The sequence below is a fragment of the Paraburkholderia sp. genome (genome assembly GCF_050742655.1).
Taxonomy (GTDB): domain Bacteria; phylum Pseudomonadota; class Gammaproteobacteria; order Burkholderiales; family Burkholderiaceae; genus Paraburkholderia.
Genome location: NZ_JBOIGG010000016.1, coordinates 142523 through 162947 on the forward strand (window position 1 = coordinate 142523; position 20425 = coordinate 162947).

26 protein-coding genes are annotated in these 20425 nt (G+C 63.4%); 19 read left to right on the forward strand and 7 right to left on the reverse strand.

Translation table 11 applies throughout. The features are described from left to right. Positions 1 to 273: 273 nt before the first annotated feature. Both rpsU and ACREXZ_RS22030 read right to left on the reverse strand, forming a co-directional pair. Complete coding sequence (rpsU, locus tag ACREXZ_RS22025) at positions 274 to 486, reverse strand: 30S ribosomal protein S21 (protein WP_431766234.1); 213 nt, start codon at positions 484 to 486, stop codon at positions 274 to 276. 84 nt (positions 487 to 570) lie between these two features. Then, a complete protein-coding gene (locus ACREXZ_RS22030; protein WP_431766235.1) occupies positions 571 to 858 on the reverse strand; it encodes a hypothetical protein in 288 nt (95 codons plus the stop codon). Between the two features lie 386 nt (positions 859 to 1244). Here ACREXZ_RS22030 and ACREXZ_RS22035 point away from each other — a divergent pair, with 386 nt between their 5' ends. From ACREXZ_RS22035 to ACREXZ_RS22050, 4 genes are all read left to right on the forward strand, one after another. Further along, entirely contained in the window at positions 1245 to 1448 is a 204-nt protein-coding gene (locus ACREXZ_RS22035) for a cold-shock protein (RefSeq protein ID WP_431766236.1), read from the forward strand. Positions 1449 to 2020: 572 nt separating this feature from the next. Continuing rightward, the gene (locus tag ACREXZ_RS22040; protein WP_431766237.1) at positions 2021 to 2308 is read left to right on the forward strand and encodes a hypothetical protein; all 288 of its coding nucleotides are present in this window, start codon (positions 2021 to 2023) and stop codon (positions 2306 to 2308) included. 11 nt (positions 2309 to 2319) lie between these two features. Beyond that, entirely contained in the window at positions 2320 to 2628 is a 309-nt protein-coding gene (locus ACREXZ_RS22045) for a hypothetical protein (protein ID WP_431766238.1), read from the forward strand. A 187-nt stretch (positions 2629 to 2815) separates the two neighbouring features. Beyond that, on the forward strand, positions 2816 to 3253 hold the full coding sequence (locus ACREXZ_RS22050; RefSeq protein ID WP_431766239.1) for a YciI family protein: 438 nt from the start codon (positions 2816 to 2818) through the stop codon (positions 3251 to 3253). Between the two features lie 4 nt (positions 3254 to 3257). Here ACREXZ_RS22050 and ACREXZ_RS22055 read toward each other — a convergent pair whose 3' ends face one another. Further along, positions 3258 to 4064 (reverse strand): AraC family transcriptional regulator, encoded by an 807-nt coding sequence (locus ACREXZ_RS22055; RefSeq protein WP_431766240.1) that lies wholly within the window; start codon positions 4062 to 4064, stop codon positions 3258 to 3260. Positions 4065 to 4119: 55 nt separating this feature from the next. Further along, on the reverse strand, positions 4120 to 5364 hold the full coding sequence (gene thrS, locus ACREXZ_RS22060) for a threonine--tRNA ligase (RefSeq protein WP_431766241.1): 1245 nt from the start codon (positions 5362 to 5364) through the stop codon (positions 4120 to 4122). Between the two features lie 55 nt (positions 5365 to 5419). Between thrS and ACREXZ_RS22065 the strand changes: the two genes are divergently transcribed. The 5 genes from ACREXZ_RS22065 to ACREXZ_RS22085 all read left to right on the forward strand — a co-directional run bounded on the left by ACREXZ_RS22065 (position 5420) and on the right by ACREXZ_RS22085 (position 7974). Next, a complete protein-coding gene (locus ACREXZ_RS22065; RefSeq protein ID WP_431766242.1) occupies positions 5420 to 5575 on the forward strand; it encodes a hypothetical protein in 156 nt (51 codons plus the stop codon). Between the two features lie 227 nt (positions 5576 to 5802). Further along, a complete protein-coding gene (locus ACREXZ_RS22070; RefSeq protein WP_431766243.1) occupies positions 5803 to 6360 on the forward strand; it encodes a sugar O-acetyltransferase in 558 nt (185 codons plus the stop codon). Between the two features lie 140 nt (positions 6361 to 6500). After that, positions 6501 to 6665, forward strand: a complete 165-nt coding sequence (locus ACREXZ_RS22075; RefSeq protein ID WP_431766244.1) for a hypothetical protein — start codon at positions 6501 to 6503, stop codon at positions 6663 to 6665. A gap of 121 nt (positions 6666 to 6786) precedes the next feature. Then, positions 6787 to 7215, forward strand: a complete 429-nt coding sequence (locus ACREXZ_RS22080) for a RidA family protein (protein ID WP_431766245.1) — start codon at positions 6787 to 6789, stop codon at positions 7213 to 7215. Positions 7216 to 7356: 141 nt separating this feature from the next. Beyond that, on the forward strand, positions 7357 to 7974 hold the full coding sequence (locus tag ACREXZ_RS22085) for a LysE family translocator (RefSeq protein WP_431766289.1): 618 nt from the start codon (positions 7357 to 7359) through the stop codon (positions 7972 to 7974). Positions 7975 to 8144: 170 nt separating this feature from the next. On the opposite strand, the gene ACREXZ_RS22090 is transcribed toward ACREXZ_RS22085, so the two are convergent. Further along, positions 8145 to 8861 (reverse strand): SDR family oxidoreductase, encoded by a 717-nt coding sequence (locus ACREXZ_RS22090; protein ID WP_431766246.1) that lies wholly within the window; start codon positions 8859 to 8861, stop codon positions 8145 to 8147. Between the two features lie 145 nt (positions 8862 to 9006). Here ACREXZ_RS22090 and ACREXZ_RS22095 point away from each other — a divergent pair, with 145 nt between their 5' ends. From ACREXZ_RS22095 to ACREXZ_RS22120, 6 genes are all read left to right on the forward strand, one after another. Further along, positions 9007 to 9864 (forward strand): helix-turn-helix transcriptional regulator, encoded by an 858-nt coding sequence (locus tag ACREXZ_RS22095; RefSeq protein WP_431766247.1) that lies wholly within the window; start codon positions 9007 to 9009, stop codon positions 9862 to 9864. Positions 9865 to 10210: 346 nt separating this feature from the next. Further along, complete coding sequence (locus tag ACREXZ_RS22100) at positions 10211 to 10702, forward strand: N-acetyltransferase family protein (protein WP_431766248.1); 492 nt, start codon at positions 10211 to 10213, stop codon at positions 10700 to 10702. A 314-nt stretch (positions 10703 to 11016) separates the two neighbouring features. Further along, positions 11017 to 12681: a phospholipase C gene (locus tag ACREXZ_RS22105; protein WP_431766249.1), complete on the forward strand. Its 1665-nt coding sequence runs from the start codon at positions 11017 to 11019 to the stop codon at positions 12679 to 12681. A gap of 129 nt (positions 12682 to 12810) precedes the next feature. Then, entirely contained in the window at positions 12811 to 14247 is a 1437-nt protein-coding gene (locus ACREXZ_RS22110; protein WP_431766250.1) for a cytochrome-c peroxidase, read from the forward strand. Between the two features lie 446 nt (positions 14248 to 14693). Beyond that, on the forward strand, positions 14694 to 14969 hold the full coding sequence (locus ACREXZ_RS22115; RefSeq protein ID WP_431766251.1) for a hypothetical protein: 276 nt from the start codon (positions 14694 to 14696) through the stop codon (positions 14967 to 14969). 119 nt (positions 14970 to 15088) lie between these two features. After that, positions 15089 to 16108 carry a class I fructose-bisphosphate aldolase gene (locus tag ACREXZ_RS22120; RefSeq protein WP_431766252.1) on the forward strand — a complete coding sequence of 340 codons (1020 nt, stop codon included), beginning with the start codon at positions 15089 to 15091 and terminating at the stop codon, positions 16106 to 16108. Positions 16109 to 16166: 58 nt separating this feature from the next. On the opposite strand, the gene ACREXZ_RS22125 is transcribed toward ACREXZ_RS22120, so the two are convergent. Then, positions 16167 to 16472 carry a hypothetical protein gene (locus tag ACREXZ_RS22125; RefSeq protein WP_431766253.1) on the reverse strand — a complete coding sequence of 102 codons (306 nt, stop codon included), beginning with the start codon at positions 16470 to 16472 and terminating at the stop codon, positions 16167 to 16169. A gap of 149 nt (positions 16473 to 16621) precedes the next feature. Here ACREXZ_RS22125 and ACREXZ_RS22130 point away from each other — a divergent pair, with 149 nt between their 5' ends. Both ACREXZ_RS22130 and ACREXZ_RS22135 read left to right on the forward strand, forming a co-directional pair. Next, positions 16622 to 17155 carry a GNAT family N-acetyltransferase gene (locus tag ACREXZ_RS22130; RefSeq protein WP_431766254.1) on the forward strand — a complete coding sequence of 178 codons (534 nt, stop codon included), beginning with the start codon at positions 16622 to 16624 and terminating at the stop codon, positions 17153 to 17155. 75 nt (positions 17156 to 17230) lie between these two features. After that, a complete protein-coding gene (locus ACREXZ_RS22135; protein WP_431766255.1) occupies positions 17231 to 17530 on the forward strand; it encodes a hypothetical protein in 300 nt (99 codons plus the stop codon). Between the two features lie 18 nt (positions 17531 to 17548). Here ACREXZ_RS22135 and ACREXZ_RS22140 read toward each other — a convergent pair whose 3' ends face one another. Continuing rightward, positions 17549 to 18649: an alpha/beta fold hydrolase gene (locus ACREXZ_RS22140; RefSeq protein ID WP_431766256.1), complete on the reverse strand. Its 1101-nt coding sequence runs from the start codon at positions 18647 to 18649 to the stop codon at positions 17549 to 17551. Positions 18650 to 18769: 120 nt separating this feature from the next. On the opposite strand from ACREXZ_RS22140, the gene ACREXZ_RS22145 reads away from it, so the two are divergent. Both ACREXZ_RS22145 and ACREXZ_RS22150 read left to right on the forward strand, forming a co-directional pair. Continuing rightward, positions 18770 to 19408, forward strand: coding sequence for a helix-turn-helix transcriptional regulator (locus tag ACREXZ_RS22145; RefSeq protein WP_431766257.1), 639 nt, complete (start codon positions 18770 to 18772; stop codon positions 19406 to 19408). A 46-nt stretch (positions 19409 to 19454) separates the two neighbouring features. Further along, positions 19455 to 20423 carry a threo-3-hydroxy-L-aspartate ammonia-lyase gene (locus tag ACREXZ_RS22150; RefSeq protein WP_431766258.1) on the forward strand — a complete coding sequence of 323 codons (969 nt, stop codon included), beginning with the start codon at positions 19455 to 19457 and terminating at the stop codon, positions 20421 to 20423. Positions 20424 to 20425 lie beyond the last annotated feature (2 nt).

A 20425-nucleotide genomic window follows, 5' to 3' on the forward strand; every position in this document is an offset into this window, starting at 1 on the left:
GATCGTTCCTGGGTTGGGTGCTGCATCGCGCAGCTTCAGGACGAAGTCTAGATGGCGGAATTACGGTTGTCTGGACAAAGACGTTTGAAATTCGGACAGCGCGAACGGGCTGCAAAGTGCCCGTCCAGCGCGCTGACCGATCGCACCGTCATGCCGGATAACGAGATATGAGACTTGTGATCGGAGGCGATCCCGCGGGCTTGCGCTGCGTCATCGCGCCTGACTGGCTGACGCAGGCATGGCGCACGCACGCGCGCCGATCGACAACAGATATCAGTACTGCTTCCGCGGCGGCATCGAGCGCCGGATCTGCTTGCGCAGTCGCGCGACAGCCATCGCTTTCTTGCGCTTGCGTTCGGTGGTCGGCTTCTCATACGCCATGCGTGCGCGCAGTTCCTTGATCAGGCCGGTGGATTCGATCGAACGGCGGAAACGCCGGATAGCGACCTCGACGGGCTCGTCGGGTTTAAGAATTACTGTGGTCAAATCATTCCTTTGAAGTGAAATGGATAGCGCGCGTTCACAACGCATCGGCCGGGGCCCGTGGCCATCCATCAACCATCCGGGCACTTACAGGTCGCCCACCGACGCACCGGCTACCTTGCCGTCGACGATGTCCTGACCCTGCTGGCGGGCAGCGCGTCGGGCAATACCGAAGTCCGCGAAGACGTCCTGCCGGTCCAACCTGAAGACACGGCTCGCGCCTGTCGTACCCGAGGCACCCTGCCGGCAGATACGTACCGCGACGTCGTAGCCTTCGGCATAGCGCGAATGCCCATCGAAGCGATTGAATGCGCGCGCAAAAACGAGGGGATAAAGTTCAAACCCCTTGTAAAGAAGAGACAGGGGGGTCGACATGATCACTCCTCGACAAGGGAACGCACACTATACATGCGAAAGGCGGACCCGTGACCGCGCATTGATGCGGCCCCGTCTCAATAATCGCTCTAATCGTTCGTACGCCAGACAATACGCAAGCCTCAAAAATGCCGACGCAACGCCCATTACGCGCCCATCTCTTGTCGAATCGAACGGCAAACACGGTTTATAACCGCGCAAGGTGTTACCAGAAAAACCTTGACCGCGTGCGAGGCAGTGCGTATGTTCGCCCTCGAAGTTCAAGAAGTTCGATTGCTGCTCATCAATCAACCGCTTATTGCGCGGTATTCGTTGTCCTCTCTCTCCTTGATCCTCGTTTTCCGTTTCTCTCCGGAACGGCCCAATATTTTTATCAAGGAATTCTCATGGATACCGGTACTGTCAAGTGGTTCAACGATAGCAAAGGCTTCGGCTTCATTACGCCCGACGCAGGCGGCGACGACCTGTTCGCACACTTCTCGGAAGTGCGCGGCGAGGGCTTCAAGACACTGACCGAAAACCAGAAAGTCAGCTACGAAACGAAGCGTGGCGAGAAAGGTTTGCAGGCTGCCAATATCACGCCGCTCTGAACCTGCTGGCCTGACTGACTTGCGGCGCACTCGCTTCACCGTGCGCTCGCTGGTCCAGTCGAAGCAAATCTGACGCAAACGCTCGTCCAGCAACGAATCCCGGGCGAGTGTCTGCGCAGAATCGAGGACGGTGCGTACATCCCGCCATCGAGCCATACGGCCCACGCGCCGGCCCATGTGCGCGCATTGATACTTCAGGAAATCGACGTCTATTCGTCGGGGATTGCCACAGCGGAGTCCGACAGTTTCTTTGAAACCAGGCTCGTCTGCGAAGGCGTTCTACTGCAAAAATCCGCGATGGCCGCGTGATTGCCCCGGGCCACCGCCCAAACCACCGTTTAACTGTACATCGGCACCAGAGCGCGTAGCATGGGATCACGCTTACGCATGCCGCTGTCCGTGTACGCGTGTACGCGCGGAATCGATCGCGCCGGGCTCTCCGTTTTTCATCTCACCTGTCCGACAGGTGGACGCTTCCCTTGCCAGGAATACCGTCATCTCACGCCTGTCCGCACAGCGGATGGACGTACCCATTCAATACCGGCTGCACGCTGCAGCCTCAGGAACACATCATGACAACCAGTTCTCGTTTTTATCGGGGCCTCGAAATCCATCCGCTCGTCTATCCGCGTCACGCGAGGCAAACGGGATTCGGACATAACTATGACGAAGGCTTCGACGCATCGGTTCGTATCTCCGAACCGGACACTACGACGGACAGTCCTCGTAGCCGCGTGTTCCGCGTGCCGGGAGAGCGTCCGTTTCAAAGCGCGGGCGACGCGCGGCGCGCGTCGACCGTCTACGCCGAGCAGTTGATCGACGGCAGTGGGTCCGCTCAAACCATCTGGGACCAGCAGTAAAAACGTGAGCTTTGCCTGACGAACATCGGAATGCAACGAGCGCTGAGGCGTTCGCCCAGCAGGTTGTCTGTGGGGTCGATATGGAAAAGCATGAGTATCGCGGCTATGAAATCGCCATCGAAGTCGAGCGTCTGATCTCCGGACGCTTCATCGTCGATTCGCGCATTACCGCAACGTCAGATGAAGAAAAAGCGCTCAAATCCAGGACACCTTGGGTCGGCTCAAAGCAGTTGCACTCCACGACTCAGGAGCAGGCGGTATCGCGCGCGCTGAACTCGTCGCGGCGCGCGATCGACCTTCTGATAGCAAACCGGGGTTAGGTCCATTCGCCGGGGCTTTGCGCGCGCCTGACGCAAAACGTGGTTCTTTTGCCGCGACCCTCAAAAAAATTCTTCATGCCTGTCGATTCATCCTCCCCTCGTTCGTCGTCGTGTATGAGAGCCAGCCCGGCGCCCGACGCCAATGGGCCGGGCACATGGCTCCGACAACCCAGTCAAGGAGAAGACGATGCGTGTCATGGTAATGGTGAAGGCGACGAGCCAGTCGGAAACCGGCAAGATGCCCAGCACGGAACTGCTCGCGGCAATGGGCAAGTTCAACGAGGAGCTCGTCAAGGCAGGCGTGATGCTCGCGGGCGAAGGGCTGCATCCGAGCTCGCGCGGCAAACGGGTGCAGTTTTCGGGTAGCCGGCGCACGGTGATCGACGGGCCGTTCGCCGAGACAAAGGAACTCGTCGCGGGGTTCTGGCTCTGGCAGGTCAAGTCGATCGAGGAAGCGGTCGAATGGGTGCGGCGCTGCCCGAATCCGATGGAAGGCGAGAGCGAAATCGAAATCCGTCCACTGTTGGAACTCGCCGACTTCGGCGCCGAATGCACGCCCGAACTGCAGGCGCAGGAAGAACGCCTGCGCGCCGAGATCGAACAGGCTGCGAAGAAGTCGCACTGACGATTCAGGCCGCGTGGTCCTCGCCGGACGTCTCTTCGAGCGTCCGGTGCGGATGCAGGCCGGTCGGCGGTGCGCCCAGTTCGCGACGAAACATGTCGCTGAAACTGCTCGGCAGATAGCCGAGCGAACGCGCGACGCGGCTCACCGGCTGCCCTTCCGCAAGCCACGACACGGCCACGGCAAGCTGCACCTGACGCCGCCATTCCGCGAAACCCATACCGAGTTCGCGCTGGAACAGCCGCGACAGCGTGCGCGAACTCGCACCTACCGTCTCCGCATGCTGCTCGAAACCCATGTCGAGCGACGGGTTCGCGATCACGGCTTCGCACAGCATCGTGAGCCTCCTGTCCGACGGACCCGGCAGCGGAATACGCTGCACGTGCCGATGCGCGTGCGCGAGTTCCATCACGATGAGCCGGTACGCCGTCTGCAGATATTTTTCATCGCGTTCATGTTCGCGCTCGGCCAGCGTCGTGATCAGTTCGCGCAGCAGTCCGCTGACGTCGAACACGTCGGGCACCTTGCTCAGATGTTGTACGTAGCGCTTGTGCAGATAGACGTTGCGCATGTCGACGGCGCTCATCATCGAGATCGAATGCTCGGTGCCCGGCGGCAACCACACCGCGCGCTGCGGCGGCACGACGAGCGCCTCCCGGCCGATCTCCACCCACATCACGCCGGCCGCTGCATACAGCACCTGCGCCCAGTCGTGCCGATGCGGATCGATGCGCGTGCCGCGCGGATAGTGTCGCGCGAGCGAGCGGCCATGGTCGGGGCCGGCGTGCAGATCGGGCGGAAGGGCTTTGGGCATGCGAAGGGGTGAAACCGTTCGGGAAGGTGGGGATTGGCTTTAGCATACCGTAGCGTCATGCCGTGTCGAGCGGCCTGTCGAGCGCCGCACGCAATAGCTCCACCTGTGCCGCAGGCGATGCGCATTCTTCGCGCAATCGCGCGATCGCGTCGTCGAGGTTCAGCGTCGCCTGCATGCCGTCGCGCCGGCGCAGCGTCACGCTGCCGTCCGCCGCCTCACGTGCGCCGACGATCGCCATCACCGGCACGCGATACGCACGTGCATCGACGATCTTGCGCGGCAGGCGTTCGGCGCGAAGATCGGGCAGCACGCGCAGGCCGGCATCGGCGAGGTTCGTCGCGACACGACTCGCGTATTCGTGTTCGCGCTCGCCGACGTTCGCGACGACGATCTGATCTGGCGCAAGCCAGCCTGGCAGCCAGCCGTCGTGATGTTCGAGCAGGATGCCGATGAAGCGTTCGAGGCTGCCGAGTACCGCATGATGGATCATCACGGGGCGAGCCTTCGCGCCGTCGCGTCCGATGTAGTTCGCGTCGAGCCGCTCGGGCAGTACGTAGTCGAGCTGCGCCGTACCGCATTGCCAGCTACGCCCGTAGCGGTCCGTCAGCTGGAATTCGAGCTTCGGTCCGTAGAACGCGCCTTCGCCGGGCTGAATGCGCGGAGCAAGGCCCGCCGCTTCGGCGGCCTGCGCGAGCAGCGCTTCGGCGCGGTCCCACATTGCGTCGTCGCCGGCACGGCGCACGGGACGCGTCGACAAGGCGACGTCGAAGCGCTCGAAGCCGAAATCCTCGTACACGTGCCGAAGCAACGCACAGAAGCGCACCAGTTCGCCGACCACCTGTGCGGGCGCGCAGAACACATGCGCATCGTCCTGCGTGAACGCGCGCGCCCGCATCAGTCCATGCAACGCACCCGATGGCTCCGCGCGATGTACCGCACCGAACTCCGCATACCGCACCGGCAGCTCGCGATGCGAACGCACGCGCTGGCCGAAGACCTGCACGTGGCACGGACAGCTCATCGGCTTCAGACAGGCCGCATGGCCGTCGTCATCGAGCGAAAACATGGCCGTGCCGAACTTGTCCCAGTGACCGCTTCGTTCCCAAAGCGATCGCGCGAGCAGTTGCGGCGCGCGGATCTCGCGAAAGCCCGCCTGTTGCATCCGTGCCTGAACGTAGCCTTCTATCGCGCGATATAGCGCCCACCCGCGCGGATGCCAGAAGACCATCCCAGGGCCTTCGTCCTGCTGATGAAACAGATCGAGCGCGTGGCCAAGCGCCCGGTGATCGACTTCTTCCATGAGGTTCTCCTTGAGGTTGCTGACCTGCGTGTGGGCAACCGGACGGAGAACGAAAATGAAAAAGCCCCGTCCGGTTATGGGCGGGGCTTCGGGTTCGTGCGTGACGCGCTACTGCATCTACCTCGACACGCGACCTCCCGTCGACCCGCCGGTGGCGGTCGTCGTGGTGGTCGCGGTGGTGACGAGTCGTGCGTTCATGCAGCAAATGTAGCGGCGTGGTGTGGGGCTGTCAAATTTGGTGCCTGGCCGACGCCGTACATCGTCCGGGTCGAGCCAGGATCGGTCGATCGACGGAGAGGATTAGATCGCCGACAATCGGGCCGACCGCCTCGCTATCGGAGCCATTCGCCTTCGACCTGCATGAATACCTGGATACAGTAGTGCTTCCCGTCATTTACCGCTGAAAGTCACAGGATAGAAACCGGAGGAAAACAACGAATGCCGAATGATGATCGCACCAGGATAGTTCTCAGGAGAACACCGGAATCAGCGGCCATGTCAGCAAACGTCAAACGAGCGATGGCGATCACTGCCGCTCTCAACCGGTTGACATTCGACGACGCGGATGAAGTCCGGGCCTTGTTCAGCGATCTCATCGGCAAGAAGGTGGACGACAGTTTTTTATTGATGCCACCGTTCTACACAACCGGCGGGACTGATATCAGTGTCGGGCGCAATGTCTTCATCAATCAGAATTGCACTTTCTATGACCTTGGTGGGCTCGACATTGCTGACGATGTGATGATCGGACCGAACGTGAGCCTCATCACGTCCGGCCATCCCATTGAACCTTCCCGCCGGCGCGACGGCGTAATTGCAAAGCCCATCGTGATTGAGAGAAACGTCTGGATCGCAGCCGGCGCGACCATTGTCGGCGGCGTGACAGTAGGCGAAAACTCCGTTGTCGCGGCTGGATCGGTAGTCACAAAGGACGTTCCCCCGAATACGCTTGTCGGTGGAAATCCGGCGAGGGTCATTCGTTCGATTGCTGATTGAGGGTGCGTCGCAAGGGGGTGGGTCAAACCCCAGGCATTCGACAGCACCCGGCCAAAATGCGACGTTCACGCATGCAAGTGGAATCGTCAACAATCGGCTGAACACGCCCGATGGCCCTGCCAATTTCGCGAGGTATACCAATGAAGGTAGCAATTGCTTATATCGAGGAGCCGCCGTATCCGGCTTTGACCGCGATCGGCGTAACCTGTCTCCCGGGTTTCGGCCTGGAGATCAAGGTAACCGCGCGCGCCCTGGCGAACGTGACTAACCGGGCATCGGAACAGCAAGATCCGAGGCCCTTCTGACCTGCCGCCTGCCTCATTCCTGGACGCTCTGAACATCGCCATAGCTAAAACGCTGCGATCGCTTCCCCTAATTTCGTTCGCGGGCGCAACGATCGCGGCACATCCCTTACCGGAGAGAAAGATGTCATCCGAACCACCGAAAACCGCTGCCGCACCGGTAACCCATCTTAACCCTTCCGTTCTATGGGACATGTCTGCGGGAGGGTTCGCGCAGATCAGCGTGGCAGAACCGGGCCGCCTGGCATTCCTGTCAGGCCAGGTCGCAGGCGCCCCAGATGGGGGGCACATGCCGCCGGATCTCACCTCCCAGGCACACATCGTCGCCGCTAACCTCAAGAAGGCGCTGACCGAATTGGGCGCCTCGGCAAACGACGTCGTCATGGTCCGGCTCTACGTAGTGAGCGCGACGACCGATCGCTTCCAACAGGCGCTCACGGCACTTCGGGACACGTTCAGCGGCGGCAAGCCGAGCATCACCACGATCGGCGTGCAGGCGCTGTATACGCCGGACTATCAACTTGAGGTCGAGATGGTCGTCCGGGTGCCTTGAACTTCAGTTGCGCGATCCAACCGAAACGCCCGCGGCCTGCGCGCGACAGTAGCCAGGACATTCCAGTCGTGAATTGCTTCAGAATACTGGCTGATGAAGCAACTCCACGTTTTGTACAACCACAATTCACTGAGGCTACAAATGGTTGATTGGTCTGCTATTGCGACAGTCTTTTCTGTCTATGCGGCAGGTGTCGTCATACCCGGGCCGAACTTCGTCGCAATCACTCACAAGGCGGTAGCCGGCAGACGCTCCGATGCGCTCGCGCTTGTCGCCGGAATCGTGACGGTGAATCTGTTCTGGGCGACTTGCGCGATCCTTGGTATCGGAATGGTCTTCGCTATTTTCCCGTGGCTCGCTGTCGGCGTCAGGCTTGCTGGCGCGGCCTATCTGATCTGGTTCGGGCTGCGGCTCGTTGTGTCGGCACGGGCAACCCCCTCAGGAGCACGTCACCCAACGAAGGCGCCTCTGTTTCGCGCCGCGTTCCTGCAAGGTATCGCGACAAATATCGCGAACCCGAAGTCCATCGCCTTTTATGCGGCGGTGTTTTCCTCAGCGGTGCCCACCCACGTTTCCCTGCCGACGTTCTTCGCGATGCTTGCTACTGTCGGTACATCAGCGACGTGCTGGTACGGAGCAGTCGCGCTCGTTCTATCGCACGCGGCGATTGCGACGGCGTATCGTCGCGCGAAGGCATGGATCGACCTCACATGTGGAGGGCTCATGATTGCGCTGGGAATCCGGCAGGCATTTCGTTAACAAAGCGCCCGGTGGAGCCTATCTGAACGGCCGCTTTGCGTGTGGGCGACCGTCCCTTGCGGGTCGAAAGCGCACAGTCAACCCGTCTTCGCCTGACCACGCCACATTCGGTTATTCACGAGCCGGACCACTATCGGCTGGACGGTCGAGGCCGCCCAGCCGATGGCTCATCAAACCGACAAACGCAGCCCGCCGTCGCAGATCAGCATTTGAGCGGTCATGAAGTCGTCGCTGATCAGGAATGCGATCGCCTGAGCGACGTCCTCGGGTCGCCCCACGCGGCCGACCGGGGTCCTGGCGGCGAAGTCTTCGAACATCGTCTGCTTCTGTTCCTCAGGAAAGGCGTCCCACCAAGGCGTGTCGATCACGCCCGGGGAAACGCCGTTCACGCGCAGCGGTTTGAGTTCGCGAGCGAGGATCGGGACGAGTGCCGCTACCGCCGCATTGGCGGCCCCGATTCCAGCCGTACCCGGCACAGCAGCCTGAGCGGAAACAGCCGAGACGAAGGTGATGCTGCCCGTCGGATTCAGGAATGGCAACGCCGCCTGCGCTGTTGCGAAGTGCGCGTAGACCTTCTCCTCGAAGCCGAGCTTGACGTCGGCGAGGCTCACGGTGGCGAAAGGGCCTACGCCCTTGCCGCTGCCAAGTGCCAGCACCAGGTGATCGAACTTGCCGATCTGCGCGAACTGGGCGGGAAGCGCATCCGCCGCGGCCGCGTCCATCGACACGGCTTGCGCTTCAGCGCCGAGTTGTCGCCTTGCTTCGGCGAGCCGGGTTTCGTCGCGTCCTGTGATGGTGACGCGGGCGCCGGATGCGAGGAGATGACGGGCGGTCGCGAGACCGATCCCCGACGAGCCGCCGACTATGACCGTGTGCTGAGATGACATGACTTACTCCTGAAGAGGGTGTCGAGCGTGCGGCGTGCAAGGCCACCGGGCCTCGCTAACGCAGCGCAACTGGAGTGTGGCCGGAGCGCGAAGGCGTAAGCAGTCGTCGGCTGATTCTGGTATCGATCGTGCTACGATAATTTCCATGAGTGACGCTGCGACCACCGACCCTGCCGCTCGCCGACGTGAGGCCGGCGAATTCCTGCGCTCGCGCCGCGAGCGCCTGACTCCGTCCGACGTCGGCCTGCCCAACGGCTTCCGGCGACGGACGCCAGGCCTGCGCCGCGAGGAGGTGGCGATGCTCGCCAGCGTCGGAACCGCCTGGTACACCTGGCTGGAACAAGGGCGGGACGTGCGGCCGTCCAACGAGGTTCTCTCGGCGCTAGCCGATGCGCTACGGCTCGATCCCACCGAACGGCGCCATCTCTTCGTCCTGCACGACCGTCCGACGCCCGGGCGATGCATCGCGGGAGAGGAGCGGGTCGATGAGCAGCTTCGCCGGACGCTGGACAGCCTGACCGGGCAGCCCGCCTTCGTGCTCGGCCGGCGCTGGGACGTGCTGGCGTGGAACAGGGCGGCCGAGGTGGTTTATGGCCCTTACGGTCGACTCGAGGGCGACGAGCGCAACGCGCTGCACATGGTGTTCGCCGATCCGAACCACCGGCGCTTGCTTGTCGATTGGGAAGTCGTGGCGCGCGCCTCGCTCGCCATGTTCCGCGCCGACTGCGCTCGCTATGCCGGCGACCCGGATTTCGAGCGCCTCGTTGCCCGGCTAACGAGCCTGAGCCCGGAGTTTGCACGGTGGTGGCCGCAGCGCGAGGTGGCGCGTCCACTGACGGGCCAGAAGCGTATCGATCACCCCACCGCCGGGCGGATGCTTTTCGAATATTCGAGCTTCGGTGTGGGCGATCCGCCGGATATGAAGCTGATCGTCTTCACGCCGCTTGATGAAGAGGACACGGCCCAAAGGCTGGATCGGCTCCTCCGCGACCAACCCCTCTGAGGTCTTGCCCACGCCGCTTCTCTCCATCTCAGCGGATAGCGGATGTGAGTTGGCTGCCGCAAGGGCATCTGTCACGCCAATCCTCGAGCGGTGACTGCGGCAATGTAACGAGTGATCCAACGTGATGCGCTGCGAAGTGGCACGTCAATGGCCGCTTTGAAGATACGCAGATGACTGATGTGGGCCGACTACGGATGGCGAAATGACGAATCAAAAACCGAAGACGTCGCGGGGCTGTGGTGCAAAAATTGAACCCGAGGCGAGCGGCTTCGGTCGGGGCCTGCCCGCGGCAAGCCGAAGTACGATAGCGACCTACCCCCTCTTCACCCCACACCCGGAGTCCCCGTTGCCGATTCACATCCGTCCCGCCGTCGAAAGCGACGCACCGCTCATTCTCCGTTTCATCGTCGAACTGGCCGTCTACGAGAAGGCCGAACATGAAGTCAAAGCCACAGTCGATACGCTCCGCGGCAGCCTGTTCGAACCCGGCTCGCCGGCCCGCGCGCTGATCTGCGAAATCGACGGCGAGCCCGTGGGCTTCGCCGTGTACTTCTTCTCGTACTCGACGTGGCTCGCGCAAAAAGGGCTGTACCTCGAAGACCTGTACGTATCGCCGCATCATCGCGGGACCGGTGCGGGCAAGCGCGTGCTGCAGCATCTCGCGCAACTCGCCATCGCTGAGAGTTGCGCGCGTTTCGAATGGAGCGTGCTCGACTGGAACGAGCCGGCGATCCGCTTCTACGAATCGCTGGGCGCCAGCGCTCAATCCGAATGGGTCCGGTACCGGCTCGTGGGCGACGCACTGCACGCGCTCGCCGCCGAGGCCACCGCTTCATAACCATGGCAGCGGCCACCCGGCTGCTGCCGGATACGTTCTTTCCCGTTCGCCGCCCACGCGGCCGCCGCGCCGCATTGCGCGAATCTTGCACCGCCCCTCACCGTTCCTTTCGGAATTGCATCATTCGGTAAGAACTCCGAAAGCGACCCGCCTCTGTAGCTTCACACCCGGATGTTCCAATGCGAACGCTCTGATGCAAGCCTTAAAAGGCTCCGCAGCGGCGATGCACTGCCTTCCCCACACGTAAAACCGCATCGAACACCGCTGCCGGAGACCCTGACAACGAAGTCAATCAATCAGTGGAGCCACACAAAATGTTTCGTCAAGCCATGATCGCTCTCCCGTTGACCGGGCTGGCGCTTGCGCTCTACGCCTGCGGCAGCGACAACGTGAATCACGTGTCCACGCAGGACGCACAGAACACCGCCACGCCGATCAAACACCTTGTCGTGATCTACGGCGAGAACGTGTCGTTCGATCACTACTTCGCGACCTACCCGAGCGCGACCAACCCGAGCGGCGAACCGACATTCAGCGCGGCGTCGGGCACGCCGACGATCAACGGCCTGACGGGCGCGCTGCTCACCGCGAACCCGAACTTCACGAACACCGCGAACGGCACGAACGCGGCGAACCCGTTCCGCCTCGACCGCACGCAGGCCGCGACTGCCGACCAGAACCACTCGTACACGCCCGAGCAGGAGGCGAACGACAACGGCGCGGCCGACCTGTTCCCGAAATTCACCGGCACGGCGACGAGCGGCGGCGCGGGCGCATTCGGCACGAAGGGCCAGGTAATGGGCTACTTCGACGGCAACACGGTGACCGCGCTGTGGAACTACGCGCAGAAGTACGCAATGAGCGACAACGCGTACACGTCGACCTACGGTCCGTCGACGCCGGGTGCACTCGAAGTGGTGTCCGGCCAGACCAACGGCATGCAGATCGTCAAGACGACGAAGCAGGTGTCGACGCTCGCCGCGCAGTCGTACTTCATCAATGACGGCCAGGGCGGCCTGACGATGATCAACGACGTCGATCCGGGCAACGACGCGTGCTCGAGCACGACCGATACCGCGCTGATGACCGGCAAGAACATCGGCGACCTGCTGAACTCGCAGAAGATCACGTGGGGCGGCTTCATGGGCGGCTTCAACCTGTCGACGACGAACAGCAACGGTACGACCGGCTGCAAGCGCAGCACGATCGCCACCGCCGTGAACGCCGCGACCGCCGACTACATTCCGCACCACAACTGGTTCCAGTACTTCGCGTCGACGTCGAACCCGCAACACACGCGCCCGAGCTCGACCGCCGCGATCGGCCAGAGCCTCGAAACCGATGGCAAGACGGCGGAGCCGGCGAACCACCAGTACGATACGGACGACTTCTTCGCCGCGGTGCAGGCTGGCAACTATCCGTCGGTCAGCTTCCTGAAGGCGCCGGCTGCGCAGGACGCGCACGCGGGCTACTCGGATCCGCTCGACGAGCAGCAGTTCGTCACGAAGGTGATCAACTTCCTGCAGCAGCAGCCGGACTGGAAGAACACCGCGGTCATCGTCACGTATGACGACTCTGACGGCTGGTACGACCACCAGTACATGGCCCCGACGCGCGCATCGTTCGACGCCGTCGACCAGTTGAACGGCAACGGCGTGTGCGGCACCGGCACGGCCACGACGGGTGTCAACGGCGCGGCGGTCAACGGCCGCTGCGGTCCGGGTACGCGGATTCCGTTCGTTGTCGTGTCGCCGTGGGCGAAGCCGAACTACGTCGACCATACGTTCATCGATCAGGCATCGGTCGTCCGCTTCATCGAGGACAACTGGCTCAGCGGCTCGCGTCTTGGCGGCGGGTCGTTCGACGCGACCGCAGGCGACCTGCGCGGCATGTTCAACTTCAGCGGCAGTGCGAACACGTCGACGCTGTTCCTCGATCCGACGCTCGGCACGCAGGTGAGCACCGCACCGGCCCTCTGATCACACCGCAACAGCCTTCGTGGCCGGCGCAGCACGCCGGCCACGAGCGATAGATCCCGCCGTGCTGCAGCCGGTTCATCGGTTGCCGCACGGCTCTTTTGCTTGTCAGTCCCGTATAAAAAACGCCACATGACCGAGCTTTCCACTCCGCCCGTTCCCGCTACGCTTTCCGCCGGCCCCGGTCCGCAAGGCCGGCGTCGGCGCCGGCTGCTGCTTCCCGTCGTCGCGGTTCTCGCCGTCGGCGTCCTCGGCTTCGGCGCGTTCGCACTCGCGTTTCCGGGCAAGGTGCCGGCCGCGATCGGCGAGGCCGTCGAGAACCTGACCGGCGCGAACGCGCACCCCGTCACGCTAATGCGGCTGCCGGTCGCGCCGTTGAGCGCGGTCGCGCAGCTCGGCAAGCAGCTGTTCTTCGATCCGTCGCTGTCCGCGTCGGGCAAGCAGTCGTGCGCGACGTGCCACAGCCCGGCACATGCATACGGGCCGCCGAACAACCTCGACGCGCAGCTGGGCGGCACGTCGATGGCGCTGCAGGGCTACCGCCCGCCCCCTTCGCTGATGTACCTGTACCGACAGCCGAATTTCAGCATCGGCCCGGACCAGGGCGAAAACGACGACGGCCCGAGCGTCACACAACTCGCCGCCTCGTCAGCCGGCGTCGTCAAGTCGCAGAAGACCGCCGGCACGACGACCACGGCGCAGGAGATGGTGCCGCAAGGCGGCCTCTTCTGGGACGGCCGCGTCGACACGCTGCAGCAGCAGGCGTTCGGCCCGCTGCTGAACCCCGTCGAAATGGCTAACACGAGCATCGAGCCCGTCGCGCAGCAACTCCAGAAGGCACCGTACGCGAAGCAGTTCACGCAGCTGTTCGGGCCGCGCATCTTCAGCGACACGAAGCTCGCGGTGTCCGAGGCGATGTTCGCGATCGCACGCTATCAGGTCGAGGATCAGTCGTTCCATCCGTACAACAGCCGGTACGACCGCTGGCTCGAAGGCAAGGAACGTCTGTCGCAAGCGGAACTGCGCGGACTGCACCTGTTCAACGATCCGAACAAGGCCAACTGCGCCGGCTGCCATCTGTCGAAGCCGGGCAAGGACGGCCTGCCGCCGATGTTCACCGACTACCAGTACGAAGCGCTCGGCGTGCCGCGTAACCGCGCGCTCGTGCAGAACCACGATCCGAAGTTCTTCGATCTCGGCGTCTGCGGACCTTTCCGCACGGACCTGAAGGACCAGACGCAGTACTGCGCGATGTTCCTCACGCCGACGCTGCGCAACTCGGCGACGCGCCAGGTGTTCTTCCACAACGGCATCTACCACACGCTCGATCAGGTGATGGCGTTCTACAACGATCGCAACACGAACCCCGGACGCTTCTATCCGCGCGGTGCCGACGGCAAGATCGACAAGTACGACGACATCCCGCCGAAGCTCCAGGCGAACGTCGACGTGAAGGACGCGCCGTTCGACCGCAATTTCGGCGACAAACCCGCGATGACCGATCAGGACATGCGCGACATCATCGCGTTCCTGCACACGCTGAACGACGAGCCGCCGCAGACGCACTGACTGCGTTCGCTGTCGTGCCCACTGTCGTCTCCGCAACGGCAGGCGCCTCTTCCGGCGTCTGCCGTTTTTTTGAAATCTTTCTTTTTGCTTTCGATTAAGCTTAAATACAGCTTTCAATCACACCCGGAGACCTCCATGTCGGATTTCATGCGAAGCGCAGTGACACTCGGCGGCTGTATCGGCGCCTTCACGCTCGTGGTCAGCGCAATCGAGCTGCTGGCCAACTGACACGGCGGGCTTCTCGCCAACAACGGCAAGCGGGCATGACCAAGGTCATGGGCCGTTCGCCGGATTCACAGCCCTCCTTGCATCTGGGATAGTTTCCTCGAGGCCTCATTGCCGCGCCGTCCGCGGCAACTCCATCCATCTGGACCGTGACCCGTTACGCCGGCCGCTTCGTCGAACGAAGCGCCTGCGGGGACACGGCCGTACCTTGAGGAATCACCATGAGCAAGAAGACCGCCATCCTGATCATCCCGGGCAGCTCGAGCCCGACAGGCCTCACACCGGGCAGCACGCTCGTCGGCAGCGGCGAAATGGGCCGCGTCGAGATGGAACTCACGAACGCGAAGCAACAGACGCAATTCGCCGATCAACCGTTCGTGCTCGAGGTGAAGCTGAAGGAGCGGACCTGGTTCGACGACGCTCGTCCGATCACGTCGATCGCTTACGACAACTATCGCAACAAGGCCGAGGTGACGACCTGTACATTTACGTCCTGAGGGTGGCGCGGGCGGCTGAATGATGTCGTGCGCGGCCGCCCGCACAAGGAACCGACCGGGGTACTCCCGTGTCGCAGGGAAACCGGCGCTTCCCGTGCCGCGCTCAGGAGAAACACGTAATGGACACGTCCGCTGAACTCCAGGCCACCGTCGACGCACTGACGCAACGAGGCAAGGGCCTCCTCGCCGCCGACGAAAGCGGTCCGACGATCACGAAGCGCTTCACCTCAGTCGGCATCGAATCGACCGAAGAAAACCGCCGCGCATGGCGCACGCTGCTGCTGTCCACCCCGGGTCTCGGCGATTACGTCAGCGGCGTCATCCTGTACGAAGAAACGCTCACCCAGCACGACGACGCCGGCACGCCGCTGCCGACCGTCGCCGCGCGTCAGGGCATCGTGCCCGGCATCAAGGTCGATGCGGGAAAGTTAGCGCTCGCCCACGCACCCGGCGACGAGATCACCGAAGGGCTCGACGGGCTCGCGACACGCCTCGACGGCTATCGGCGACAAGGCGCGCGCTTCGCGAAATGGCGCGCGGTGTACCACATCTCCGATACGCTGCCGAGCCACCTCGCGATCGAAGCGAACGCCGAAGCGCTCGCGCGCTATGCGGCGATCTGCCAGGAAGCCGGCGTCGTACCGATCGTCGAACCGGAAGTGCTGATGGACGGCGGCCATACGCTCGAGCGCTGCGCGCAGGTCACGGAAGCCGTGCTGCACGCCGTGTTTCATGCGCTGCACCGGCACGCGGTCGTGCTCGAACACATCCTGCTGAAGCCGAGCATGGTGGTCGCGGGCAGCACGCATGCACGGCAAGCCTCGACCGCGGAAATCGCCACGCACACCGTGCGCGTGTTGAAGCGCACGGTGCCGCCCGCGGTGCCGGGCATCGTGTTCCTGTCGGGTGGCCAGACGCCGGAGGAAGCCACCGCGAACCTCGACGCGATGAACCGGCTCGAGACGCTGCCGTGGCCGCTGACGTTCTCGTACGGACGCGCGCTGCAGGAGCCGCCGCTCGATGCGTGGAAAGGACAGAAGGCGAATCTGGCGGCCGGGCAGCAGGCGCTGCTCGAGCGCGCGCGGCTCAATAGCGCGGCGGCGCTCGGCACATACGAAGCGTCGATGGAAAAGCGCTAAGCGGAACGGCGCGGGGTTCGTTCGGTTACGTGTTCGTTGCCCGGCTCGATGCCCCGGCTCAGTTACCGGGAAAGCCGGCGAACGGGTCGCTATCCGATGAACTCGACGAGCCCGACGAGCCCGCCTCTTCCGACAGGTTGTACTCGGCGCGCACCGCGTCGAGTACCGCCGATACATCGCGCTCGAAGCCCGCGATGTTGCCGAAGTGCTTCATCGTCCAGTTGCAGCCGGTCTTGTCCGGCTCCTGCAATTGCGGACGCGGCACGCGAATCTTCACACCGTCCTCGACGATCGCGTGAAGCTGGTGGATGCGCCGGTTGACTTCTTCCTGCAGCCGCGAAGCATTGAGCGTCTTGCGTTTCATCGGTGTCTCCCGCGGGGTTTCTGTGCATGCGCGTGCGGGGCACCCACGCGCCGCGCAAGCATAACGCGTCCCGCCCACCGGGCCCGCGAATCTGCGATGATCTGCGGTCCACACCATCACGTCATCCACGTCCACGAACCGGTTCTCCGATGCCCAACGCCCTCACATTCGAAACAGACCGTCTTGTGCTGCGCCCTCACGTCCGCGACGATTTCGACGACACCCTCGCGATGTGGTCCGATCCCGACGTCACGCGCTTCATCAACGGCAAGCCGTCGACGCGCGAAGAAGTATGGGCGCGTCTGCTGCGCTACATCGGACACTGGACGCTGCTCGGTTTCGGCTTTTGGGTCGTGCGCGAAAAGGCGACCGGGCGCTTTCTCGGCGAAGTGGGCTTCGCGGATTTTCATCGCGACATCGAGCCGTCACACGACGGCCTGCCCGAGATCGGCTGGGCACTCGCACGCCACGCACACGGCCAGGGTTTCGCAACCGAAGCCGTGCAAGGCGCGCTACGATGGTCCGACACGGAGTGGCCGGGCCGCGAAACCGTCTGCATCGTCGCGCCGGAAAACATGGCGTCGCTGCGGGTGGCCGCGAAATGCGGATTCGTCGAACGGACGCGCACGTCGTACAAGACCCAGCCGATCATCGTGTTGCGCCGCAACGCCGGCGACGCGTGACGTGCGTGATCAGCACGCCGAACGCCGGGCACGAACCCTGCATCGTTCACGGCCTCTCAATCGATCAGTGAGGCCATGATGGAAATCCAGCCGACTGGATGGTTTCCGCTGAACCTCCATGCGCCGGTTCGCGACGGATGGTACGAGGTTCAGCTGGTAAGCGGTAACACCGCGTTTGCGCGGTTCGATGCCGGCGAATGGACGGAGCAACCGCTGCTCGTTTTTACCCACTGGCGCGGACTCAGTGAAGATCCTGCCCAGTCAGGCGAAGCCGAAACGATCGACGCGGAAGCGATCGCCGCCGAGGGCGTGCGCGCCGCGTGGAACGCATTCTTCCGCACGCCGGACAGCCACAAACCGCACAAGCTGCACTGACGCCGCCGCGCGCCGCCGTCAGCGCGGGGCGGCTTCGCTCGCCTGCAGCAACTGGACCAGGTACGGCTTCCATACCTCTGGATGCGCGAGCGTCTGGTGGCCGTACGACTGCGCGCTCTCGGGAATTTCAACGAAGCGGCCATGTGGCACCGCGGCGATCGCGCGCTGCATCACGCCGAGATCGGCGGCGTTGATCAGGTCGTCGGCGAAATTGACGGCGTAGAGCGGCGCGCGGATGCGCACAAGCTGCGGCTGGGGATCGTAATCCCACGACGATTCGAACCAGTACAGCACGTCGTTCGTGTCGTTTTTCTGCGCGTCGGCGACGGTCGCATCGTAGAGGTGCGTCGCGGCATCGCGATCGGGCGCGGCCGACTGCATTCGCGCGGCATTGCCGGTCATGATCGTGAAGATCGGCATCGTGCGAACCCACTGGGTCGGTTGCGCGGCGTAGTCGCCGCCGTTCCATCCCGGATCGTTGCGGATCGCGCTGACAACCATCTGCCGCCAGAACCAGTTGCGGCCCGCCATCGCGACCGGCTGGCTGGCGATCGGCATCAGTGCATCGGCCATCTCCGGATAGCGCTCTCCCCACATCCACGTCTGCATACCGCCCATCGACGTACCGAGCACGAGCCGCAGATGCGTCACGCCGAGTCCTTCCACCAGCAGCCGATGATTCGCTTCGACGACGTCGCCGTAACCATACTGCGGAAACTTCGTGCGCAGGCCGTCACTCGGTTTCGTCGAGCCGCCGCGTCCGAGTCCGTCGGGCATCACGATGAAATAGCGCTGCGCATCGAGCGGCTCGCCCGGCGCGAATAGTTCGCGGCGCATCGTCGGTGTGAGAAACGCGCGGCCGGTCCCAGTGGTGCCGTGCAGCAGCAGCACGGCGTTTGTCACGACGCCGTGCGCATCGCGGCGCGGCGTGCCGAGCGTCGCGTAATGAATGTGGATCTCCGGCAACGTGGTGCCGTCGGAAAACCGGAAGTCGTGCAGCGTGTAGTCGAGCGAACGCTCCGGCACACTGTCGGCGGCCATCGCACCGTTCGCCGCGCCCAACGCGAGTGCCGCTGCGCAGCCGGCCGCCACGGCCCGTCCCATCATCGATCGAAACACCGCGCCCTCCAGTCGGCACGTGGCCGTGATTGATCCGCGCGTTATGGTAGGACAAAACTCGAACGGCGCTCTCCGAGCCGGACACTTGACGAATTGTCCAGATTTAGACAATATCTCCACATGCGCAAACGAACCCCCGAACAGAACCTGTTGATCGATCAGCTCAAGCAGGTGGCTCAGGGCCTCGGCGAGACCTTCGCGCCGTTCTGCGAGGTCGTCGTGCACGATCTGCTGCACCCGAAGCACGCCATCGTTGCGATTCACAACAGCCTGTCGGGCCGGCAGGTCGGCGAGCCGACCACCGAACTCGGGCTCGCGCGGATCGGAGACGCGGACTACCCGTCGATTCTCGCCAATTACCCGAATCATTTCGTCGACGGCCGGCAGGCAAAGAGCACGTCGATCGGCATCAAGGATTCGACGGGCCGCTACATCGCCGCGCTATGCATCAACGTCGATCTCACGTTGTTTCGCGGCCTGCAGGGCATGCTGACGCAGTTCGGCACGCTCGACCCCAGCGCCGATCCGAAGGAATCGCTCGATCCGGCCGGTGCCGACGCGATCCGCGTCCGCATCGACCGCTTCGCCGCGCGGCTCGCCACCACGCCGCGCTCGCTGAAAGCCGAAGACCGGCGCACGCTGATGCAGGAGTTGAAGCAGTCTGGATGTCTCGACGTGCGCCGCGCGATGGAGATCGTCGCGCAGCATCTCGGCGTCTCGCGCGCGACGGTGTACGGCGACGCAAAGGAACCGGCCTGAACGGCCACCGCTCAACCGCTTATTGCGCTCACACGATCACGAGGCCATGAACATGCTCACGCTGCCCACCTACGACGACGTTGCCGCCGCCGCCCAAAGAATCGAAGGTCACGCGCATCGCACACCCGTCATGCACTCGCGCACGGTCGACGCGGAACTCGGCGCACAGGTGTTCTTCAAATGCGAAAACCTGCAGCGCATGGGCGCATTCAAGTTTCGCGGCGCGTTCAACGCGCTGTCGAAATTCGATGCCGCGCAGCGACGCGCGGGCGTCGTCGCGTTCTCGTCGGGTAACCATGCGCAGGCCATCGCGCTGTCGGCCTCGCTGCTCGACATTCCGTCGACCATCATCATGCCGCACGATGCGCCAGCGTCGAAGGTCGCGGCCACGAAGGGTTATGGCGGTAAGGTCGTGATGTACGACCGCTACACCGAAGACCGCGAACAGATCGGCCGCAAGCTGGCCGTTGAGCAGGGTCTCACGCTGATTCCGCCGTACGATCATCCGGATGTGATCGCCGGCCAGGGCACCGCAGCGAAAGAACTGTTCGAGGAAGTGGGACCGCTCGATGCGCTGTTCGTCTGTCTCGGTGGCGGTGGGTTGCTGTCCGGTTCGGCGCTTGCGACTCGCGCGCTGTCGCCGGACTGCAAGCTGTACGGCGTCGAGCCCGAAGCGGGCAACGACGCACAGCAGTCGTTCCGCTCCGGCAAGATCGTCCACATCGATACGCCGAAGACGATCGCCGACGGCGCGCAAACGCAGCATCTCGGCAATTACACGTTCGAGATCATCCGCCGCGACGTCGACGACGTGCTGACCGCTACCGACGCCGAACTGGTCGACTGCATGCGTTTTTTCGCATCACGGATGAAGCTCATCGTCGAACCGACGGGCTGCCTCGGCTTCGCCGCCGCGCGGCAGATGAAGACGCAGTTACAGGGCAAGCGCGTGGGCGTAATCGTCAGCGGCGGCAACGTCGATCTCGAACGGTTCTGCGCGTTGCTCGGATCTTGATG